Source organism: Collimonas sp. (assembly GCF_039923675.1).
Taxonomy (GTDB): domain Bacteria; phylum Pseudomonadota; class Gammaproteobacteria; order Burkholderiales; family Burkholderiaceae_D; genus Collimonas.
The window spans coordinates 17,462-36,162 of record NZ_JBDTCG010000105.1 but is presented as its reverse complement, the minus strand read 5'-3'; the positions used below and the strand labels follow the sequence as shown (position 1 = coordinate 36,162).

Below are 18,701 nucleotides of genomic sequence, written 5' to 3'. Positions count from 1 at the left end.
ATGAGTACAAAAACAAAACACCACACGGTGGACAGACCATGCAACACCAGCCAATGAAGAGATACAAAAAAACACTACATATAGGTTTCTGGATTTGATTTTTACTAATTGTAGTACCTAGACCTCGCTGATGCAATCCAAAAGTAGGATCTTTTTTATACGCAAAAAGAGACTAATCAATTGACTTTTTTGTCTATGGCGGGAAAGCGCAGCGGCAGCTTGCCGGAGGCTTGCGGCGTATACCCGGCTAAGGCTTGCTGGTATTGGGTCCAGTCGAAAAACGGCCCCGGATCGGTCTTTCTGCCGGCCGCGATATGTTCATGGCCGGCCACTGCCGCCAACGGATAACGCAACTGCAAAGCGTAGGTCAAGGCAGCCAGCGCACCATATTGCATTTCGGAAAACTTCTCGAAATCGGTGCCCTCCAGCTCGATCCCGATCGAAAAATCGTTGCAGCGCTCGCGCCCCTCAAAAGAGGAGACGCCGGCATGCCAGGCGCGTTCATTTGCGGACACGAACTGGATGACGCCGCCGTCGCGCAATATCAGAAAATGCGAGGAAACCCGCAGCGGACGCAGCTGTTCGAAATAAGGATGGGCGTCATACGCCAGCCGGTTGCCGAACAGGTCGGCAATATAGGGGCCGCCAAACTGGCCGGGTGGCAAACTGATGTTATGGATCACCAGCAGGTCGGTGACACAGCCGTCCGGCCGGGCGTCGCAATTGGGCGAAGACTGGCGCACCACTTCATCCGGACGGCACCAGCCATCGGCGCCGACTTCAAAGTAAGGGTGAACTGTACTCTGCTCCGTCATTGTTACCTGGCCTTAGTCCTGCTCGTGAATCGATAGCCGCTGCATCCGGTAGCGTAGCTGGCGAAAGCTGATGCCCAGCAGATCGGCTGCCTTGGTCCGGTTGAAATGCGTGCGCGTCAGTGCGCGCCGGATGACATCGCGTTCGATATCATCCAGATAATCCGGCAACGATGGCGGCAATTCGGACCCGCTTAATAGCGATGCCGCCGTTGCTGCAGTTGCCACAACCGGTTCGAAGCTGGCCGGCAAGCTGGCCAGGCCGGCATCCGCATAAGCGTCATCCATGCCCTGAGGCTCAGGCGGACGACCATTGCCGCCACCCTTCAAGCCAAGATCCGCGACTTCGATGACGCCATCGTTGGCAAACGCCAGCGCGCGTTCCAGAATATTTTCGAGTTCGCGCACATTTCCCGGGAACCCGTAAGCACATAAAGCCGCCATGGCCGCCGGCGTCAGCGTCACCGGCGCCGCCTGCGGCGCATACGCCGCCAAGCGTCCTAGCACCGCTGCGATCAGCAAACCAAGATCATCCAGGCGCTCGCGCAACGGCGGTAATTTTAATTCGATAACATTCAAACGATAGTACAAATCCTGGCGAAATCTACCTGATTCGACACACTCGGCCAGATTCTGGTGCGTAGCGCTGATCAAACGGACGTCCACCGGCTCTTCTACCGTCGCTCCAACCTTGCGCACGCGCCGCTCTTGAATCGCGCGCAATAGCTTGACCTGCATCGCCAATGGCAGATCGGCGACCTCGTCCAGCAATAGCGTGCCGCCATTGGCCGCCTGGAAAAATCCTTCACGGTCATCGGCGGCGCCGGTAAACGCGCCTTTGCGGTAGCCGAAGAATTCCGCTTCCATCAAGGCTTCCGGAATAGCGCCGCAATTGACCGCGACAAACGGCTTGTCGGCACGCGGGCTGAGCGCGTGAATATCGCGCGCCGCCAATTCTTTGCCGCTACCAGACTCGCCGGTAATCGCTACCGGCGCCATGCTGCGCGCCAGCCGCACAATCTGGGTCCGCAGCTCCTGCATGGCGGCGGACTGGCCGATCAGGCGCAACGCGGCATTGCCACGCGTCTTGGCGTCGCCTGGCTGGCGCGGACTATCGGCCGGCTTACCGATACGCAATGCCGATTGCACCATCAATCGCAGCTGATCCAGCGCCACGGGCTTCGACAGATAGTCGAAAGCGCCGGCTTTCAAAGCGATCACGGCATTGTCGGCGCTGCCATAGGCGGTAATCACTGCGATCGGAATGACCTTGTCGCCGCCGGTGACTTCGCGCACCAGTTCGATGCCGAGACCGTCCGGCAACCGCATATCGGTCAGGATCAGCGCATAGTCATTGTTTGCCAGATGGCTGCGCGCCGCGGCCAGGCTGTCGGCGCTGTCGACGTCGAGCCCCATCTTGACCAACGCTATCTCTAGCAATTCGCGCAGATGGGCTTCGTCATCGACGACCAGAATACGGGGTGAACTCATGGCAATGGTCTTTTTATAGTCAGTTCTAGTCAGCTAATGACAATGGATCATGGGGAGCAAACGCAATAACAAAACGACCACTCACATGGCTGGAATTCTGTCCTTGAACATCATGCCGGTATTCGTAATCAAGTAGTGCGCCATTATTCAAACACAACTCGCGCGCTAAAAACAAGCCCAGTCCGGTGCCTTTGCTGGAGGTGGTGTAAAACGGCTCGAACAGGTGGGCCCGCACCGCCGGCGAGATCGGCTCGCCATCATCCTGCACATGAAGCTCCAGGCGTCCGGCTACGTTGGACATGACATGCAAACGCATCCCGCCCGGCCTGCCGCTGGCGTAACGCACGGCATTCGACAACAAGTTGGTCACTACTTCGCGCAGATGCAGCGGATCGAACCAGACGCTATAGCGGTCCGCCGGGTCTACCTGCAAGGCAATCGCGCCAGGCGCCACTGCATGGGTCTGGCTCATCTCATTGACGATATCCTGCAACAGCGGCACCAGTTGAATCGGCTCTATCTGCCGTTGCGCCTTGCGCGACAGTTTAAGGATATCCTCGATCATGCGGTTCAGGCGCGCGACGTTGTCTTCGACAATCGTCAGCAAACGTATCTGCGTCTGGCTCTCCGCTTCCTCCAACAGCAAGGTGGCGGCATAGGAAATCGACGCCAGCGGATTGCGGACCTCATGGGCAATGCTGGCGGTCAGGCGCCCCATGGCCGCCAGTTTCAGTTGCTGCGCCTGGTTTTCGATTTCACTGACATCTTGCAGGAAAATAACCGCGCGGTACTCGCTCAGTTCGCGCATCCTGACCGCGGCAAAGCGTACTTTCAAATGCGCCGCCAGCTCGCGCCGCCCGCTCCAGTCGATGGCAGCCGCTTCCTGGCCCAGGTCATCGGTATGCTTGATGGTGACGAATACCGCCTCGCCGACCACCGGCGAACCGCTCCGAGGCAGGTCGCTGACTCGTGATTCCCAGGAAAACAGGGCATCGGTGATCGGCGCCAGCAGCGCATAGTCGCTCAATTTATGGCGCGCTTCTTCGTCCTGCAGCGAGAAAGACAGGCCCAGCATGCGCTCGGCGGCCGGGTTGGCCATGATCAGCGTGCCGATCGGATCGACCACCAGCAAGCCGTCGCCCATGTCCTTGATGGCGATGCGGTTGATATCCATCTGCACCCGCAAATCCCTGCCGCGCTGGGTCGCCAGCTCTTCCTGCTTGATCAGTTTGTTGGCCAGACGGTTGATCACCAGCACCGCGAAGAAGAAGGCGCCACCATACAAACCGGCTTGCACTGTGGAGATGTCGGGCGCCGACTGCAAGATCTGGTAGCCGCTTTCGGCCAGCAAGACCATGGTCGCGATCGATACAAAGAATAGCGCTACCAGCAACGGCGCCAAAATGGCAGCACCAGCCAGCGGGAACAGGTACAAGATCGCAAGGCCGCTTTTAGCGCCGCCCGCGCCGACGTACAGAATCGACACCGCGACCAAGTCGACCGTAATCGGCAGCACGATCTGCAGCATGTAATGGCGGTGGTGATACGCGGTCACCAGCGTAAAGACGATCGCGCATAGCAGATAGATTCCGCAGGTTTCCGGATTCGTAACGAGTTGCGAAAACCAGATTTCGCTTCTGCTTTGGCTGCTGAGATAAGCCAGCATCACCATCGCAACCACGATCCGCGTTACGTTGAAGGTCTGCAGCGTGCGCCAGAAAGTATCCGGTTTATCGCTCAGCGGGGTGAGGCGGGAGCGGGAGCTGGTCATGCGCAATTTTCCTGTCTCACGATGCATGTTGAAATCGCAGGCCGTCCGCGATCGGCGGGAGCCGGGAATAAAGGCGGCGATTCAATGTTTGACTGGATCAGGAAGCATGCAGGCGACGGTGTTCCGCGCTACAAAACACAGCGCCGGAAGCATCGGCAATCGCTTCCGATGCCGGAAAATGCATGCCGCAATGTACACAGGCCACCATGGCTTCCGCCTGCCCGGGTTCGTTCGCAGCTGAGGCCGCGCCGCCTGAACCGGCGCCAGTGCCAGGGAAAGGCGCGCCGCCCGACGAAGGACGGCCCTGGCCGAGATTTTTTTTCAAGCGCTGCAGCCAGACGACAACGGCCAGCACAATGACAATCAAGATAAGAAATTTCATACTAATACCCGATGCAACACGACTTCAAGCACAAAACGGCTCCCTACATACGCCAATAATAAAATGGCAAATCCGGTCAAGGTGAAACTCAGCGCGGTGCGGCCGCGCCAGCCCTGCCACTTGCGGCCGGCCAGCAACAGGCCGAACAGCGCCCATGACAACATGGTGAAAATGGTCTTGTGATCCCATTTGAATGCTTTGTGAAACAACTCTTCGGAAAAGACCACGCCCGACAGCACCGTCAGCGTCAACAGGAAAAATCCAAACGCAATCAGACGGAACAACAGTTTTTCCATCGTCAGCAATGCCGGCAAACGATCCAGTGCCAGTCCGAACCAGCCGGCTTTGACGCCGCCCGGCCGCGTATGCAGGCGCGATTCCTGCAGCACCATCAGCACCGCATGGAAAGCAGCAATCGTCAGGGTACTGTAAGCCAGGATGGAGATCACGATATGCCACAGGAAGATCGGCGATTTGTCGTTCAATGGCACCATATTTCCCGGGAATATCGCCGGCAACACCGCCGCCAAGGCCGCCATCGGCAGCACCAGCACCCGCAAACCGTCCAACGCGTAATTGCGGTTCTCCAGCCAGTAGGCGGCTACCGAGACCCATAAGGTCGCCGACAGCATCATCGAAAATCCGACCCGCAACTCCTCCGGTCCGACCACGTCGGTCCACAGCACGCCGCCATGCAGCAACCAGGCAGCGGCGACCACGATCGAAATAGTCTGGCGCCGGCTCGACGGCAAAAAGGTGCAGCCTATATAAAGCAGCGCCACCAGAACGAAAAGAGATGTTTGCATCGTGTAAGTTTACAACATGTGGCGTCTGCGCGGCGTGCTCAAACAAGGCGAACATTGCTGTGGATGCAGGCAATCCGCATTTCTTGCAACTTACGCATCATTTCCACTCTATTATTTTGATGGCGGCCCGTTTGTTACAGCGCGGCCCTGAATGCTTGGTCTTTGCCCGGCATCAGGTAAAATGGCGGTTTACAAGCTTTACTGTGCCCCGTTATAGCGCGTTAACCTATTAGTCAGACAGTCAGACGATTAATTACGCGCAAACCGGTTCACATTGACCGATTGCATCTCTTCTGGAAACGCTGCGTACCCATGCTCGACAATCTTACCCAACGCCTCGCCAAAGTCGTCAAAACCATGCGCGGCGAAGCGCGTCTTACCGAAACCAATACTGCGGAGATGCTGCGCGAAGTCCGCCTGGCCTTGCTGGAAGCCGACGTCGCCCTGCCCGCTGTGCGCGAATTTATCGCCAACGTTAAACAAAAAGCGCTGGGCGAAGAGGTCATTGCCTCGCTGACCCCGGGCCAGGCCCTGGTCGGCGTGGTGCAGCGCGAGCTGGCCTCGCTGATGGGCGCCGATCTCGGCCCGGAAGCTTCGCAACTGAGTTTTGCCACCCAGCCGCCGGCGATCATCCTGATGGCGGGCCTGCAGGGTGCAGGTAAAACCACCACCGTCGGCAAGCTCGCCAAATATCTACGCGAACAAAAGAAGAAAAAGGTATTGACCGTTTCCGCCGACGTCTATCGCCCGGCGGCGATCGGCCAGTTGCAGACCGTGACGGCCCAGGTCGGCGCCGACTTTTTCCCGACCGAGATTACCGACAAGCCGGTGGATATCGCACTGGCTGCGCTGGACTACGCCAAGCGCCATTATCACGACGTCCTGATCATCGACACCGCCGGCCGCCTGGGCATCGACGAAGCGATGATGAAAGAAATCAGCGCCATCCACGCAGCCGTCAAGCCGATCGAAACCTTGTTCGTGGTCGACGCCATGCTCGGCCAGGATGCGATCAATACCGCCAAAGCCTTCAGCGATGCGCTGCCGCTGACAGGTATCGTACTGACCAAACTGGACGGCGATGCGCGCGGCGGCGCGGCGCTGTCGGTCCGGCATATCACCGGCAAGCCGATCAAGTTTGCCGGCACCGCTGAAAAACTGGACGGCCTGGAAGCGTTCGATCCAACCCGCATGGCCAACCGCATTCTCGGCATGGGCGACATCCTGGCACTGGTCGAAGAAGCGCAGAAAGGCGTCGATGTCGCAGCGGCCAAGGATCTGGCGCACAAAATCAAGGGTGGCGGCAAATTCGACCTCAACGACTTCAAGGCGCAGCTCGGCCAGATGAAGAAAATGGGCGGCCTGTCGAACCTGATGGACAAGTTGCCGGCGCAATTCCAGCAAGCCGCGGGCGGCGCCAATATGGACCAGGCGGAGAAACAGGTGCGCCGGATGGAAGGCATCATCAACTCGATGACGGCCCAGGAACGGGCCAAGCCGGAGCTGATCAAGGCTTCGCGTAAACGCCGTATTGCGGTCGGGGCCGGGGTCCAGGTACAGGAAGTCAACCGCATGCTGTCGCAATTTGACCAAATGCAGTCGATGATGAAAAAGCTCAAAGGTGGCGGCATGATGAAAATGATGCGCGGCATGAAGGGCATGATGCCGGGCATGCGCTAACTCTTTCGTCAGTACGTTCGTGGAACCGAAAAGCCTTGCAAGTCATTGACTTGCAAGGCTTTTCGCAAAATTAATGCCATTTCAGTATGGCTCACACCGGCTACCGGCGATCATTGTTACCTGACCTGAATCCAAGCCGGTCATCACAATCGCCCGCTCAAGCGCGCCAATCCGGCATTTCTCGATGCTGAGAGGCGCTTATGCTTCCGTATCAAAACCCGCACAAACCCATAAAAAACACTTGCATCGCCAGGAAAAGCGCAACACTATTAGCGATGCGTGCTTGACGCATTTTCTCAATATCCCTGAAGGAGGCTCAAAGATGGCCACAGCAGCAAAAAAACCAGCGGCAAAGAAAGCTGTCGCACCAGCCAAAGCGCCGACTAAATCGGCACCGAAGGCAGCTCCTAAAAAAGAAGTTAAAGCCGGTACTGTAGCGCGCAAGCCAAATGCCGCATTCATGAAGCCACTGACGCCATCGGCTATCCTGGCTGCGGTTGTCGGCGCGACCCCGTTGCCACGCACTGAAGTCACCAAGAAAGTTTGGGAATACATCAAGAAGCACAATCTGCAAAATCCGGCAAACAAGCGCAATATTCTTGCAGATGACAAATTGAAAGCTGTCTTTGGCGGCAAAAAAGAAGTGTCGATGTTTGAAATGACAAAACTCATTTCCGATCACTTGAAATAATGCTTGGGGCTTAGCCGCAATTTATTGTATTGCGCCGCCCTAGGTGCCAAACAAAAACGCCCGCACCGCGCGGGCGTTTTTGTTTCCGCAGGATTTTCATCCTCACCGGATCGGCCTGCATGATTCAGTCGAGCAGATCCGAATAGTCGATTTCAGCATAGCCTGCCAGCGTCTTCCACGGCAAGACCTTGGGCGCCTCGATCACGCTGACCTGGGTCTCACGGCGTGTGCGTCCATGCGCGTCTTCCGACTCTACCTTGCGTGGGTACGCACCCTTGATGTCCCAGCTGACGCGCACCGTCAAATCGCCGCGCCTGCTTTCGTATTGCTGGACGCCGTCTTTGACAACCCCTACCGCACGCATGCTTTTCAAGCTCTGCGGATCGCTCAAATAAAACGTACTGCCCCAGCTGCCGTTGTAGCCGATATTGCCGTAGTACTGGGAATCGACCTTGACGCTGCGCCGCTGATCGCGCTCGACCAGGCGTGCATCCAGCGAACCATCCGCCTTGCGCCGCACCCACATCGGCGCGCTGCCGGCGTCCGGGTGACTATGGCCACCGTGATCTTGCTCGTGCTTGCGATCGTCGGCAGCCTCGCCGGCGATCACGCGTTCGGTCCAGACCTGGTCATTGCGGCGATATAGTCGCTCGATGAAAGTGGTTTCACGCTTGACGCCGTCCCGCCCGACTGTCATCGCATAGTGCCGGACCTGCAGATTCTGGTCAGGACCGCCGGCGACCTCCGTTGCCAAGGCGCCCGGCGCCTGCGACAACAATCCCAACGCAGCGGCCGTCATCGCCAATCCCATCTTGCATTTTTCAAAGCCCATCATTTTTCCACCAAAAAAGATGCCGCCATCGCGACGATGGCGGCTTAAGTACTACTCAGGAAACCATATTACAAACCAAGCGCAGTCTTGACCTTGCCGAATACCTTGATGTTTTCAAACGTGCCTTTGAAGCTGTCGCTGCCCGCGCCGGCCGAGAACAGCATGACGTCGCCGCCGCCGTGCGTTTCGGATCCGGGCGAGCCGGCAAAGCGCACACCGACTTGCTGCAGATAATCGTCGGCTTCGGTATCGACATTGGTCAGGTCTGCATCTTCCGGCCGTCGTGGCGCACTGCCGTTGCCGAACACCAGCGTGGTGTAGGGTTTGCCGTCGGCCGCCAGCGCCAGTTTGCCGTCGTAGTAATTGGCGACCTTGCCCAGGATCGGATTGCCGCGCTTCGGATAGCCGTTGAAGCCGATCGCGTGGTCATGGTCGGCAGTCACCACGATCAAGGTATCTTTCAAATCGACCAGCTCCAGCGCCTTCTTGATGGCGGCGTCGAATGCCAGCGTATCTTCCAGCGCGCGCTTGGCGTTGGTGCCATGCAAGGCATGATCGATGCGGCCACCTTCCACCATCAGGAAATAGCCGTTCGGATTTTTCTTCAGCACGCCGATGGCCTTTTCCGTCATCTCAGCCAGGCTCGGCTGGTTCAGCTTCTGCTTGACGCGGTCCAACTCGTAATCCATATCGCTGGCGGTAAACAAGCCGAGCAGTTTGCTGACGTTGGCAGGATTGACGGCTTTCAATTCCGTGCCGGAGGCGACGTAGGTATAACCGGCGGCCTTGAACAGGCTCAAGGGATCAAGGTTATCGTTGCGCTTGCTGGCCGGATTGGCCTTCGGCAGGAAATGGCGCAGACCGCCGCCAAGCAAAACATCGACGCCGTCTTTCAATGCCAGGTTGTAGCGCGGCGCGCCTGGTGTGGCCTGCTCCGTGATGGTGTTGTAGGCATCGCGGTTGCAGACATGCGCATAGGTTGCCGCCGGCGTGGCGTGGCTGATGCGGGTGGTACTGACAGCGCCGACCGCCTTGCCTGCGCCCTTCGACAACTCAAGCAAGGTTTGCACCGCCTGGCCGTTGCCGGCGACGCAGGTAGAGTCGGCGTTGCTTTGATAAGGCTTGCCGTTGGCGTCGAAGGCACTGGTGTCGGACGACATCGAGATGACGTCATTCTTCATCTTGACGCCGGTCATGTAGGCCGCCATCGACGGTGCGCTGTCGGTAGTCTGGCCGTCCAGTGAAAAGGTTTTAATCCGCGCGGTGCGGTTCAATGTTTCCATCGTCAGGCGTCCGGCTTCGCCATGGCCATAGATGCGCGCGGCAGTGACGGTCACTGGCCCCATGCCATCTCCCAAAAAGAAAATGACGTTCTTGGCCTTGGCCGGTACGACATCTGCGGCAATCACGGTGGCGGCAAATAACGACGACAGCGCGCACGCCATGGCGCATTGGCAGATGCGATGCTGGAACTGCTGCTTGGTTTGCTGGATAACTAGCTTATTGTTTCTCATGTCTGACCTTTGTATATGCGCGACAAATTCTGTTTAATCTCTGACGGCCTCACAGGCCGACGGCTTTCTTCACCAGCCCGAACACCTCGGAGTTGTCGAGCACGCCGCGAATGTTTTCCGCGCCCATGCCCTGTGCGCCGATAAAGACATTGGTGCCGCCGTGCGTTTCGCCGCCCGCTTCCGTCGGGATCACCGACTCTTGCATATAGTCTTTGTCCGCCACCTGCATATCCGACAGTGCGCCGCGCGCCGCCAGATGGTTCGGGCCGTTGCCGAAACCGATCACCGTGTAGGGATTGCCGTTGATGTCGCGCTCCGGCTGGCCGGTCAGGACATTCTTCACCACGCCTAGTACGCCAGGTTCGCTGCCGGTGGTCTTGCCGGTGCGTTTGGCGTAGCCGTTCAGCAGGATCGAATGATCATGGTCGGCGGTGACGACCACCAAGGTATTCTTCAAACCAGGATCGACTTGCTGCATCTTGTCCAGCGCTACCTTGATCGCATCGTCGAAGGCGACGGTTTCCTGCAAGGCGCGGCGGGCGTTGGTGGCATGCAGCGCGTGGTCGATACGGCCGCCCTCCACCATCAGGAAGAAGCCGGTCTTCTTGCTGTTCAAGAGGTCGATCGATTTGCCTGTCATCTGCGCCAGGCTTGGTTCCTTGGCCGCGTCGCGGTCGAGGTCGTAAGTCATGTGGTCCTTGTTGAACAGGCCGACCACTTTCGGCGCGGTGTTGCTGATCTTGTCGAAGTCGGCAGAATTCGCGGCATAGGTATATCCCGCAGCCTTGAATTCAGCCACCAGATCGCGGCTGTCGCTACGCTTGCTGTCGGCATCGGTCTTCGGCAGGAAATGCCGGCGGCCGCCGCCAAAAATCACGTCGACGCCATTGGTGAGCTTGCCGTTGAAGCCCGCGCCCTTAGGCGTGAGTTGCGCCGCGATATTGTTTTCGCCGTCGCGGTGACAGATGTGCGAATAGGTTGCAGCCGGCGTGGCATGGGTAATCCGCGTAGTGGTGACGACGCCGGTGCTGTAGCCCTTGGCCTTCATGATTTCCAGCAAGGTATCGGCCGGCGTGCCGTTGCCGCTCGGGCAGGTACTGTCTGCGCCGCTGACATAGCTCTTGCCGCCGGCGTCGCGCGCGCTGGTGTTTGCCGACATCGAAATGACCTCGTTGTTGGCCTTGATCCCGGTCATGTAAGCCGCCATTGACGGCGCGCTGTCGGTGACCTGGGCATCGTTCGAATAGGTGGTGACGAAGCCGGTTTCCGGCAGGGTGTCAAGAGTCAGATCACCCTCTTCGCCCACCTTGTAGATGCGCGCGGCGGTCATGGTGGTGATGCCCATGCCGTCACCCAGGAAAAAGATGACGTTCTTGGCGGCCGGTTTGACCTCCGGCCGCTCGACCGGCGCTTCCACTATCGAATTGCTGGATCCGCTACACCCCGCCAGCGCCACCGATACAGCGGCGGTGGCGGCGGCAATCAACATGCTTAATTTCATTCGTTGCTCCGTGTTATCAATCAAAAGTTGTAAGCATTTGTAATAATTTGTTACAACTGTAACTGCAACTTGTTACAACTTGATGACGACCGAAGCTATCGACTTCAATCGGAATGAAAATCTGCACGCGGAAACGCAAGCCAGGCAACGCAGGGAAGATGAAAGGGGCTGACCCGCGCATTGGCAGGCCAGTTATTTGAATAATGCTTTAAGGGATGGCGAAACGGTTACTACGAGAACAACAGCGTGCGGCGCAAGTGCGCTCGACCGCGAAAACACTTACTGGTGAGCAGATACGGTGTGCAGCGGCGATGCATCCTTGTATTCCCAGCGTTTCCAGGCTGCCAGTACGGCATTCGGATACTCCGGCCGGCCGCGGCTGCCGTTATAACGGCCCAGCGCCAAGTACAGATTACCCTGCTCCATATCGATGTACATACGCAAAATCGAACAGCCATAGCGCAGATTGGTTTGCATATCGAACAGTTTGCTGCGGTCGGCGTCGCCGATCACGCGGCTCCAGAACGGCATGACCTGCATGTAGCCATGGGCGCTGACACTCGACAAGGCGTATTTGCGGAATGCCGATTCAACCTGGATCAAACCCAGCACCATGGAAGGATCAAGGCCGGAGCGCTTGGCTTCGTACCAGGCGGTTTCCAGAAACTCGATGCGCATCTGCGAATCCGGCAGCTTCTTCTTCAGGCGCTCCGACATTTCGCCCAGCCAGTACAGATACTGGATGCGTTGGTCGATATCATTGAATTTGGGTTTAGGCGGCCGCGCATCATTGATGGCGCGCGACAAGGCCAGGCGTACCGAATCCGCCAGTTCTTCTTCTTTTTGATTTCCGGCGTGTGCCATACCGCTCAAGACCAGCAGCACGGACAACAGGCTCATCCAGCGAATACAAGAAAACCCGCGCAATCGATACTCCCAAAAAATCACTTTTTATTTTTGAAGGAGTATACAAAGAAAACGGCGCAAGAAACCGTTGCGCCGCTACTTTGTTGTATTTAGGAAACCAATCTGCTTCAGGAAGCCAGCTTGGCCTTGATGAAAGCTTGCATTTCAGCCAATGGCACCGTGGTGGCTTCGGTATCGCGCCGGCCCTGGTATTCAATCTGGCCATCCTTGAGGCCACGGTCACCCACCACGATCCGATGCGGCACGCCGATCAGCTCCCAGTCGGCAAACATGGCGCCCGGACGCTCGCCGCGATCATCCAGGATGACATCGACGCCGGCGGCCAGCAATGCTTCATACAGCTTGTCGGTTTCGGCCTTGACCGCCTCGCTGCGGTCATAGCCCATCGGGCACAAGACCACTTCAAACGGCGCGATAGAGAGCGGCCAGATGATGCCCTTGTCGTCGAAATTCTGCTCGATCGCAGCGCCCAGGATGCGGGTGATGCCGATACCGTAGCAGCCCATCTGCAGCATTTGCGGCTTGCCGCCTTCATCCAGGAAAGTCGCCTTCATCGATTCCGAGTACGCGGTGCCGAGTTGGAACACGTGGCCGACTTCGATGCCGCGCAAGATTGCCAATGCGCCCTTGCCATCCGGCGATGGATCGCCTGCCACCACATTGCGGATATCGAACACCATTGGCTCGGGCAGGTCGCGGCCCCAGTTGACGCCGGTGAAGTGGAAGTCTACTTCGTTGGCGCCACTGACAAAATCGTGCATGTTGGCGACGGTGACGTCGGCCACTACGGTCACAGGCTTCTTGGTGTTGACCGGGCCCAGATAGCCAGGCGGCGTACCGAAATATTCGACGATTTCCGCTTCGGTAGCAAAACGATAACCTGCCAGGCCAGGGATTTTATTGGCCTTGATTTCATTCAGATCATGATCACCGCGCAGCATCAGCAGCCAGACCACCTTGCTGGCAGGCTCCTTGTCCATTGCTTCTTTTTCAACGGTAAGCACGATCGACTTGATGGTTTGCGTCAATGGCAGCTGCAGCAACTCCGCCACCGCCTCGCATTTGGCCTTGCCCGGCGTCGCTGTCTTGGTCAAGGCTTGGGTCGCGGCCGCACGGGTCGGAATCAGGGGCAAGGATTCAGCAGCTTCCATATTCGCTGCGTAATCCGAGTTCGGGCAGTACACGATGGCGTCTTCACCGGTGGCGGCGATCACGTGGAACTCATGCGAACCGGTGCCGCCAATGGCGCCGTTATCGGCCGCAACAGCACGGAATTGCAAGCCGAAACGGTTGAAAATGCGGACGTAGGCGTCATACATGATCTGGTAGGACTGCTTCAGTCCATCCAGGTCGCGGTCGAAGGAATAAGCGTCCTTCATGGTGAATTCGCGGCCGCGCATCAGGCCGAACCGTGGTCGCCGCTCATCGCGGAACTTGGTCTGGATATGGTAAAAATTTACCGGCAGCTTGCGGTAGGAGCGCAGTTCGGTGCGGGCGATGTCAGTAATCACTTCTTCGGAAGTCGGCTGGATGATGAAGTCGCGGCCGTGGCGGTCCTTGACGCGCATCAGTTCGGCGCCGTATTTCTGCCAGCGTCCGGTTTCCTGCCACAGCTCGGCCGGTTGCACCACCGGCATCAACAGCTCGACCGCTCCCGAACGGTTCATTTCCTCACGCACAATGTTCTCGACTTTGCGGATCACGCGCAGACCCATCGGCATATAGGTGTAGATGCCAGAACTGATGCGCTTGATCATGCCGGCGCGCATCATCAGTTTGTGACTGACGATTTCAGCGTCGGATGGAGCTTCTTTGAGCGTGGAGATAAAAAAACGGGAGGCGCGCATAACGATGAATTCTTTTTAAAAAGAGAGGGTTATAATCAACTCAATTTTAAAGGATTAGCTGGCTGATGCGCCTACTCTTTGCACATTTGATTGATGTTCTGGCTATTGTTACTGTTAGCCGGGGCAGATTGCGCGCCTAATCGGGCGAGGACAGAGTCGTTCGCCGGACTAAGGCGGCGTTAAAGCTTTGTTCCGCAATGATGACAGCAAGCAAGGAATCAGGCAGGAGAACCGCCTGGCCGCAGAAAGTTTTGAGGTAACAACATGCTTGACCGTGAAGGCTTTCGCCCGAACGTCGGCATTATCTTGCTCAATACCCAGAATGAAGTCTGGTGGGGCAAGCGCGTGCGCGAACACTCGTGGCAATTTCCACAGGGCGGTATCAAATACGGGGAAACCCCGGAGCAGGCCATGTTTCGCGAACTCGAGGAAGAAATCGGGTTGAAGGCGGAGCACGTCAAGATCATCGGCCGCACCCGCGACTGGCTGCGCTATGAAGTCCCCGATCATTTCATCAAGCGCGACGTACGCGGGCATTATCGCGGCCAAAAGCAGATCTGGTTCCTGCTGCGCATGACCGGGCGCGACTGCGACGTCAACCTGCGCCTGACCGAACATCCGGAATTCGACGCCTGGCGCTGGCATGATTACTGGGTGCCGCTGGATGTCGTGATCGAATTCAAACGCGATGTCTATCAGCGCGCCTTGCAAGAACTATCACGTTTCCTGACGCGTCCTTTGCAAAATGTGCCGCATCACGCCCGTCATTTGCGCACCGGCCACGGGCCGCGCGCGTCGACGCCATGTACACCGGCTATTGTTGCCGAACCCGAAAAAAAGTGAGTCCCTCCATGGCTTTAGTGTTACCTGTTCCCGCTAGCGTAAAGAAAATCGTGCAATTGCTGGCCGCCAGCCTGCTGTTGCTGGGCAGCGCCACCTATGTGCACGCCGCCACCGATCCATTTGATATCGGCGGCACCAACAAACCGAATCCCGGTGATTTCGACGATGATGACGACGGCAAAGCCTGGCAAGAAATCAAGGCTGTACTGCCGCCAGCGCCGCAAGCGGCCAACCTGATGTCGTTCTATGTCAGCCCGACCGCCACCATGAATTTCTTCATCGACGTCAATTCGATCTCGGCCGACAAAGACGGCGTGGTGCGCTATACGCTGGTCAGCAAGAGCCAGGGCGGAGCGGAAAACGTCAGCTATGAAGGCATCCGCTGCCAGACTTATGAAAGCAAGATGTATGCATTCGGACAGAAAGACGGGAGCTGGTCGCGGGCGCGCCTGAATGACTGGAAGCAGATCAGCGAATCGTCCGGCAACCGCCAGCATGCGGCATTGGCCAAGGACTTTGTTTGCCAGGATGGCATGGTGGCCGGCAAGGTTACGGAAATCCGAGACAGGATTCGCTTGAACCGCACGATCAAACCGGGCAGTTGACCGAAAAAATCGGCTTTGAATAGAAAACGGCTCCTGCACTATGCGGAGCCGTTTTTGCTTGTTTTGCTTGTTTTGCTTGTGTTGCCGCAGTCACATCGCCATTACAGCAAGACCATATTGTCGCGGTGAATCAGCTCCGATTCTTCGACAAAACCCAGGATCGCCTGGATTTCCGCTGACGGATGGCGCATGATGCGGCGCGCTTCCGAGCTGGTGTAGTTGCTGATGCCGCGCGCAATGGCGTGACCATCGACGTCGGTGCAGGTAATGACATCGCCACGGCCAAATTCGCCGGAAACGCCGGTGACGCCGATCGGCAACAGGGATTTCCCCTCGTTGCGCAATTTTTGCACCGCGCCGGCGTCCAGCATGACCTTGCCTGCGGTTTTCAGGTGATCCGCCATCCATTGCTTGCGCGCGGTAAGTTGTCCGGTTTGCGCAACCAGTTGCGTGCCGATGGCTTCGCCGTTCGCCAGCCTGGTCAGCACTGCATCTTCGCGGCCCCAGGCAATCACCGTATGCGCGCCAGATTTAGCTGCGCGTTTGGCGGCCAGGATCTTGGTGATCATGCCGCCGCGGCCGATGCTGGTGCCGGCGTCGCCCGCCATCACTTCGAGCGCAGGATCGCCGGCTTTCGCCTCGTGCACAAACTCGGCATTCGGGTCTTTGCGCGGATCGGCCGTATACAGGCCTTTTTGATCGGTCAGGATGATCAGGGCATCGCCTTCAATCAAGTTGGCTACCAGCGCACCCAGAGTGTCGTTATCGCCAAACTTGATTTCATCGGTGACCACCGTGTCGTTCTCATTGATGATCGCCACCACGCCGAAACGCAGCAGGGTAAACAAAGTCGAACGGGCATTCAGATAGCGTTCGCGGTCGGCCAGGTCGGCGTGCGTCAGCAGTACTTGGGCGGTACGGATATTGTGGGCGCGGAAGCTGGTTTCGTAGATCTGCGCCAGGCCCATCTGGCCCACAGCGGCGCAAGCCTGCAATTCATCGATGCTGGTCGGCCGCTTGTCGAAGCCGAGCCGCTGCATGCCTTCCGCCACCGCACCAGAACTGACCAGCACCACTTCCTTGCCCATCACCCGCAACTCGGCGATCTGGGTCGCCCATTTAGCGATGGCGCCGACGTCCAGCCCCTTGCCGTCATTGGTTACCAGGGAGGATCCGACTTTGATGATGATGCGCTTGGCTTTTTGAATGACGGAATTCATGTTTTTATCTATAGCGGCCGTCTCGCCGACATGGGCTAAAGACGACGGGCAAAAAATAAGGCCGTTATCGATGAGGGCCTTTACTGCTCCCCATCAACAACGGCCGCCAACTACCAGTTTAATCCAGTATCTTGAAACGCGGATCGTCTGGATCGATCGACAGGATGGTTTGTGCTTCCACCACCATCTGCTTCTCTTCCGAACGGGTTTCCTGTTGGCGTTTTTCCGCCAGATAGCTGTAGATCTCCGTCACCAGTTCAGGGCAACCCTCGCGATTCAACGCGGAAATCTCGAATACCGGGCCTTTCCAGCCGAAGCGCTTGATGAAATCCTTGACGCGCTTGACGCGCTCGCCTTCCGGAATCACGTCGATCTTGTTCAGCACCAGCCAGCGCGGCTTGTCGAACAGCGATTGATCGTACTTCTTCAATTCCTTGACGATCGCCTTGGCTTCCTTGACCGGATCAACCGTATCTTCGAAGGGCGCCAGATCGACGATGTGCAACAGCAAACCGGTGCGCTGCAAATGCTTCAGGAACTGGATACCCAGTCCGGCGCCTTCTGCGGCGCCTTCGATCAGGCCTGGAATATCGGCGATGACGAAGCTTTTTTCATGGCTGACGCGCACTACGCCCAGATTCGGATGCAGCGTGGTAAACGGGTAATCAGCGATTTTCGGGCGGGCATTCGACACCGCGGTGATGAACGTCGACTTGCCGGCATTCGGCTGTCCCAGCAGGCCGACATCGGCCAATACCTTCAGCTCCAGACGCAATTCACGGCGTTCGCCTTCCTTGCCATCGCTTTTCTGGCGCGGCGCGCGGTTGGTCGAAGATTTGAAATGGATATTGCCCCAGCCGCCCTCGCCGCCCTTGGCCAGCAAGACTTCCTGGCCGTGATCAGTCAAGTCGGCAATCGCTTCGCCGGTGTTGATGTCAACGATCAGGGTGCCGACCGGCATGCGCAGCTTGATATCGTCCGCGCCCTTGCCGTAGCAATCCGAGCCGCGGCCGTTTTCACCGCGGCCGGCGCGGTGCATCTTGGAGAAACGATAGTCGACCAGGGTGTTGATATTGCGGTCGGCAACGGCCCAGATAGTGCCGCCTACGCCGCCATCGCCACCGTCAGGGCCGCCAAACGGGCGGAATTTTTCACGGCAAAAACTCGCAACCCCATTGCCGCCATCGCCGGCAATGACTTCGATTTTTGCTTCATCTATAAACTTCATTCGAAGATCCTAATGAGGTTGGAGGTTAAATTCTTATTGAAAGCACACGGTAACTTTACCGATTTTTGCGCATCGCTGCAGGAGGGCTCTCACCGACATTGCAACAATAACAATTACGTCAGACATAACCCGCCGCAAGCAAAGTCAATTCGCTGCGTGTCCGTAGTCAGCCGAGCAGTGTTTTACGATCAGAAACTAAAAAGGCTCTACCAGCGGCAGAGCCTTTCGTAGCAAGGCCGGAGCCTTGCTTATGTCGAAGCTTAAAGTACGACTTAAGCTGGAACGACAGTAACGTAGTTACGCTGAGTAGCGCCCTTGGTTACGAATTGTACTTTGCCTGGAATCAGTGCGAACAGGGTGTGATCCTTGCCCATGCCAACATTTTCGCCTGGATGCGTCTTAGTGCCGCGTTGACGAATAATGATGCCGCCAGCGTTGATCGCTTGGCCACCGTAGACCTTGACGCCGAGTCGCTTTGACTCTGAGTCACGGCCGTTGCGCGTAGTGCCGCCGCCTTTTTTATGTGCCATTTAAAACTCCTGGTATCTGGT

The 18,701-nt window shown here is 57.4% G+C and carries 17 protein-coding genes; 4 read left to right on the top strand and 13 right to left on the bottom strand.

Annotation, left to right across the window (positions count from 1 at the left end; translation table 11 throughout):
• Positions 1–176 precede the first annotated feature (176 nt).
• From ampD to ccsA, 5 genes are all read right to left on the bottom strand, one after another.
• A complete protein-coding gene (gene ampD, locus ABI171_RS23650; protein WP_348094995.1) occupies positions 177–815 on the bottom strand; it encodes a 1,6-anhydro-N-acetylmuramyl-L-alanine amidase AmpD in 639 nt (212 codons plus the stop codon).
• A gap of 12 nt (positions 816–827) precedes the next feature.
• The gene (locus tag ABI171_RS23645; protein ID WP_348094994.1) at positions 828–2,303 is read right to left on the bottom strand and encodes a sigma-54 dependent transcriptional regulator; all 1,476 of its coding nucleotides are present in this window, start codon (positions 2,301–2,303) and stop codon (positions 828–830) included.
• A 25-nt stretch (positions 2,304–2,328) separates the two neighbouring features.
• On the bottom strand, positions 2,329–4,074 hold the full coding sequence (locus ABI171_RS23640; RefSeq protein ID WP_348094993.1) for an ATP-binding protein: 1,746 nt from the start codon (positions 4,072–4,074) through the stop codon (positions 2,329–2,331).
• Positions 4,075–4,171: 97 nt separating this feature from the next.
• Positions 4,172–4,456, bottom strand: a complete 285-nt coding sequence (locus tag ABI171_RS23635; protein ID WP_348094992.1) for a PP0621 family protein — start codon at positions 4,454–4,456, stop codon at positions 4,172–4,174.
• Entirely contained in the window at positions 4,453–5,262 is an 810-nt protein-coding gene (ccsA, locus tag ABI171_RS23630) for a cytochrome c biogenesis protein CcsA (protein WP_348094991.1), read from the bottom strand. The genes ABI171_RS23635 and ccsA overlap by 4 nt, the downstream gene beginning before the upstream one ends.
• A gap of 312 nt (positions 5,263–5,574) precedes the next feature.
• Between ccsA and ffh the strand changes: the two genes are divergently transcribed.
• Positions 5,575–6,942, top strand: a complete 1,368-nt coding sequence (gene ffh, locus ABI171_RS23625) for a signal recognition particle protein (RefSeq protein WP_062119146.1) — start codon at positions 5,575–5,577, stop codon at positions 6,940–6,942.
• A gap of 322 nt (positions 6,943–7,264) precedes the next feature.
• Positions 7,265–7,633, top strand: a complete 369-nt coding sequence (locus tag ABI171_RS23620) for an SWIB/MDM2 domain-containing protein (protein WP_348095009.1) — start codon at positions 7,265–7,267, stop codon at positions 7,631–7,633.
• Between the two features lie 124 nt (positions 7,634–7,757).
• Here the strand turns inward: ABI171_RS23620 and ABI171_RS23615 are convergent, their stop codons facing one another.
• The 5 genes from ABI171_RS23615 to ABI171_RS23595 form a co-directional block, all read right to left on the bottom strand.
• Complete coding sequence (locus ABI171_RS23615; RefSeq protein ID WP_348094990.1) at positions 7,758–8,468, bottom strand: hypothetical protein; 711 nt, start codon at positions 8,466–8,468, stop codon at positions 7,758–7,760.
• A 65-nt stretch (positions 8,469–8,533) separates the two neighbouring features.
• Complete coding sequence (locus tag ABI171_RS23610; protein WP_348094989.1) at positions 8,534–9,979, bottom strand: alkaline phosphatase; 1,446 nt, start codon at positions 9,977–9,979, stop codon at positions 8,534–8,536.
• Between the two features lie 49 nt (positions 9,980–10,028).
• A complete protein-coding gene (locus tag ABI171_RS23605) occupies positions 10,029–11,480 on the bottom strand; it encodes an alkaline phosphatase (RefSeq protein WP_348094988.1) in 1,452 nt (483 codons plus the stop codon).
• Positions 11,481–11,759: 279 nt separating this feature from the next.
• Positions 11,760–12,380 carry a lytic transglycosylase domain-containing protein gene (locus tag ABI171_RS23600; RefSeq protein WP_348094987.1) on the bottom strand — a complete coding sequence of 207 codons (621 nt, stop codon included), beginning with the start codon at positions 12,378–12,380 and terminating at the stop codon, positions 11,760–11,762.
• A 134-nt stretch (positions 12,381–12,514) separates the two neighbouring features.
• Positions 12,515–14,254, bottom strand: coding sequence for a proline--tRNA ligase (locus ABI171_RS23595; protein WP_348094986.1), 1,740 nt, complete (start codon positions 14,252–14,254; stop codon positions 12,515–12,517).
• 264 nt (positions 14,255–14,518) lie between these two features.
• On the opposite strand from ABI171_RS23595, the gene ABI171_RS23590 reads away from it, so the two are divergent.
• Entirely contained in the window at positions 14,519–15,097 is a 579-nt protein-coding gene (locus ABI171_RS23590; RefSeq protein WP_348094985.1) for an RNA pyrophosphohydrolase, read from the top strand.
• A gap of 8 nt (positions 15,098–15,105) precedes the next feature.
• Positions 15,106–15,702 carry a CNP1-like family protein gene (locus tag ABI171_RS23585; RefSeq protein ID WP_348094984.1) on the top strand — a complete coding sequence of 199 codons (597 nt, stop codon included), beginning with the start codon at positions 15,106–15,108 and terminating at the stop codon, positions 15,700–15,702.
• 101 nt (positions 15,703–15,803) lie between these two features.
• Here ABI171_RS23585 and proB read toward each other — a convergent pair whose 3' ends face one another.
• The 3 genes from proB to rpmA all read right to left on the bottom strand — a co-directional run bounded on the left by proB (position 15,804) and on the right by rpmA (position 18,680).
• Positions 15,804–16,922: a glutamate 5-kinase gene (gene proB / locus ABI171_RS23580; RefSeq protein ID WP_348094983.1), complete on the bottom strand. Its 1,119-nt coding sequence runs from the start codon at positions 16,920–16,922 to the stop codon at positions 15,804–15,806.
• A 118-nt stretch (positions 16,923–17,040) separates the two neighbouring features.
• The gene (gene obgE, locus ABI171_RS23575) at positions 17,041–18,150 is read right to left on the bottom strand and encodes a GTPase ObgE (RefSeq protein ID WP_348094982.1); all 1,110 of its coding nucleotides are present in this window, start codon (positions 18,148–18,150) and stop codon (positions 17,041–17,043) included.
• 272 nt (positions 18,151–18,422) lie between these two features.
• Positions 18,423–18,680 (bottom strand): 50S ribosomal protein L27, encoded by a 258-nt coding sequence (gene rpmA / locus ABI171_RS23570; RefSeq protein WP_061541704.1) that lies wholly within the window; start codon positions 18,678–18,680, stop codon positions 18,423–18,425.
• Between the last annotated feature and the right edge of the window lie 21 nt (positions 18,681–18,701).

Coding starts and splice junctions, on each gene's coding strand:
- ABI171_RS23590 (WP_348094985.1), top strand. CDS start 14,519: ATGCTTGACCGTGAAGGCTTTCGCCCGAACGTCGGCATTATCTTGCTC.
- ABI171_RS23600 (WP_348094987.1), bottom strand. CDS start 12,380: ATGAGCCTGTTGTCCGTGCTGCTGGTCTTGAGCGGTATGGCACACGCC.
- ABI171_RS23640 (WP_348094993.1), bottom strand. CDS start 4,074: ATGACCAGCTCCCGCTCCCGCCTCACCCCGCTGAGCGATAAACCGGAT.
- rpmA (WP_061541704.1), bottom strand. CDS start 18,680: ATGGCACATAAAAAAGGCGGCGGCACTACGCGCAACGGCCGTGACTCA.
- ABI171_RS23620 (WP_348095009.1), top strand. CDS start 7,265: ATGGCCACAGCAGCAAAAAAACCAGCGGCAAAGAAAGCTGTCGCACCA.
- ABI171_RS23645 (WP_348094994.1), bottom strand. CDS start 2,303: ATGAGTTCACCCCGTATTCTGGTCGTCGATGACGAAGCCCATCTGCGC.
- ffh (WP_062119146.1), top strand. CDS start 5,575: ATGCTCGACAATCTTACCCAACGCCTCGCCAAAGTCGTCAAAACCATG.
- ABI171_RS23615 (WP_348094990.1), bottom strand. CDS start 8,468: ATGATGGGCTTTGAAAAATGCAAGATGGGATTGGCGATGACGGCCGCT.
- ABI171_RS23595 (WP_348094986.1), bottom strand. CDS start 14,254: ATGCGCGCCTCCCGTTTTTTTATCTCCACGCTCAAAGAAGCTCCATCC.
- ampD (WP_348094995.1), bottom strand. CDS start 815: ATGACGGAGCAGAGTACAGTTCACCCTTACTTTGAAGTCGGCGCCGAT.
- ABI171_RS23585 (WP_348094984.1), top strand. CDS start 15,106: ATGGCTTTAGTGTTACCTGTTCCCGCTAGCGTAAAGAAAATCGTGCAA.
- ABI171_RS23635 (WP_348094992.1), bottom strand. CDS start 4,456: ATGAAATTTCTTATCTTGATTGTCATTGTGCTGGCCGTTGTCGTCTGG.
- ccsA (WP_348094991.1), bottom strand. CDS start 5,262: ATGCAAACATCTCTTTTCGTTCTGGTGGCGCTGCTTTATATAGGCTGC.
- obgE (WP_348094982.1), bottom strand. CDS start 18,150: ATGAAGTTTATAGATGAAGCAAAAATCGAAGTCATTGCCGGCGATGGC.
- ABI171_RS23605 (WP_348094988.1), bottom strand. CDS start 11,480: ATGAAATTAAGCATGTTGATTGCCGCCGCCACCGCCGCTGTATCGGTG.
- ABI171_RS23610 (WP_348094989.1), bottom strand. CDS start 9,979: ATGAGAAACAATAAGCTAGTTATCCAGCAAACCAAGCAGCAGTTCCAG.
- proB (WP_348094983.1), bottom strand. CDS start 16,922: ATGAATTCCGTCATTCAAAAAGCCAAGCGCATCATCATCAAAGTCGGA.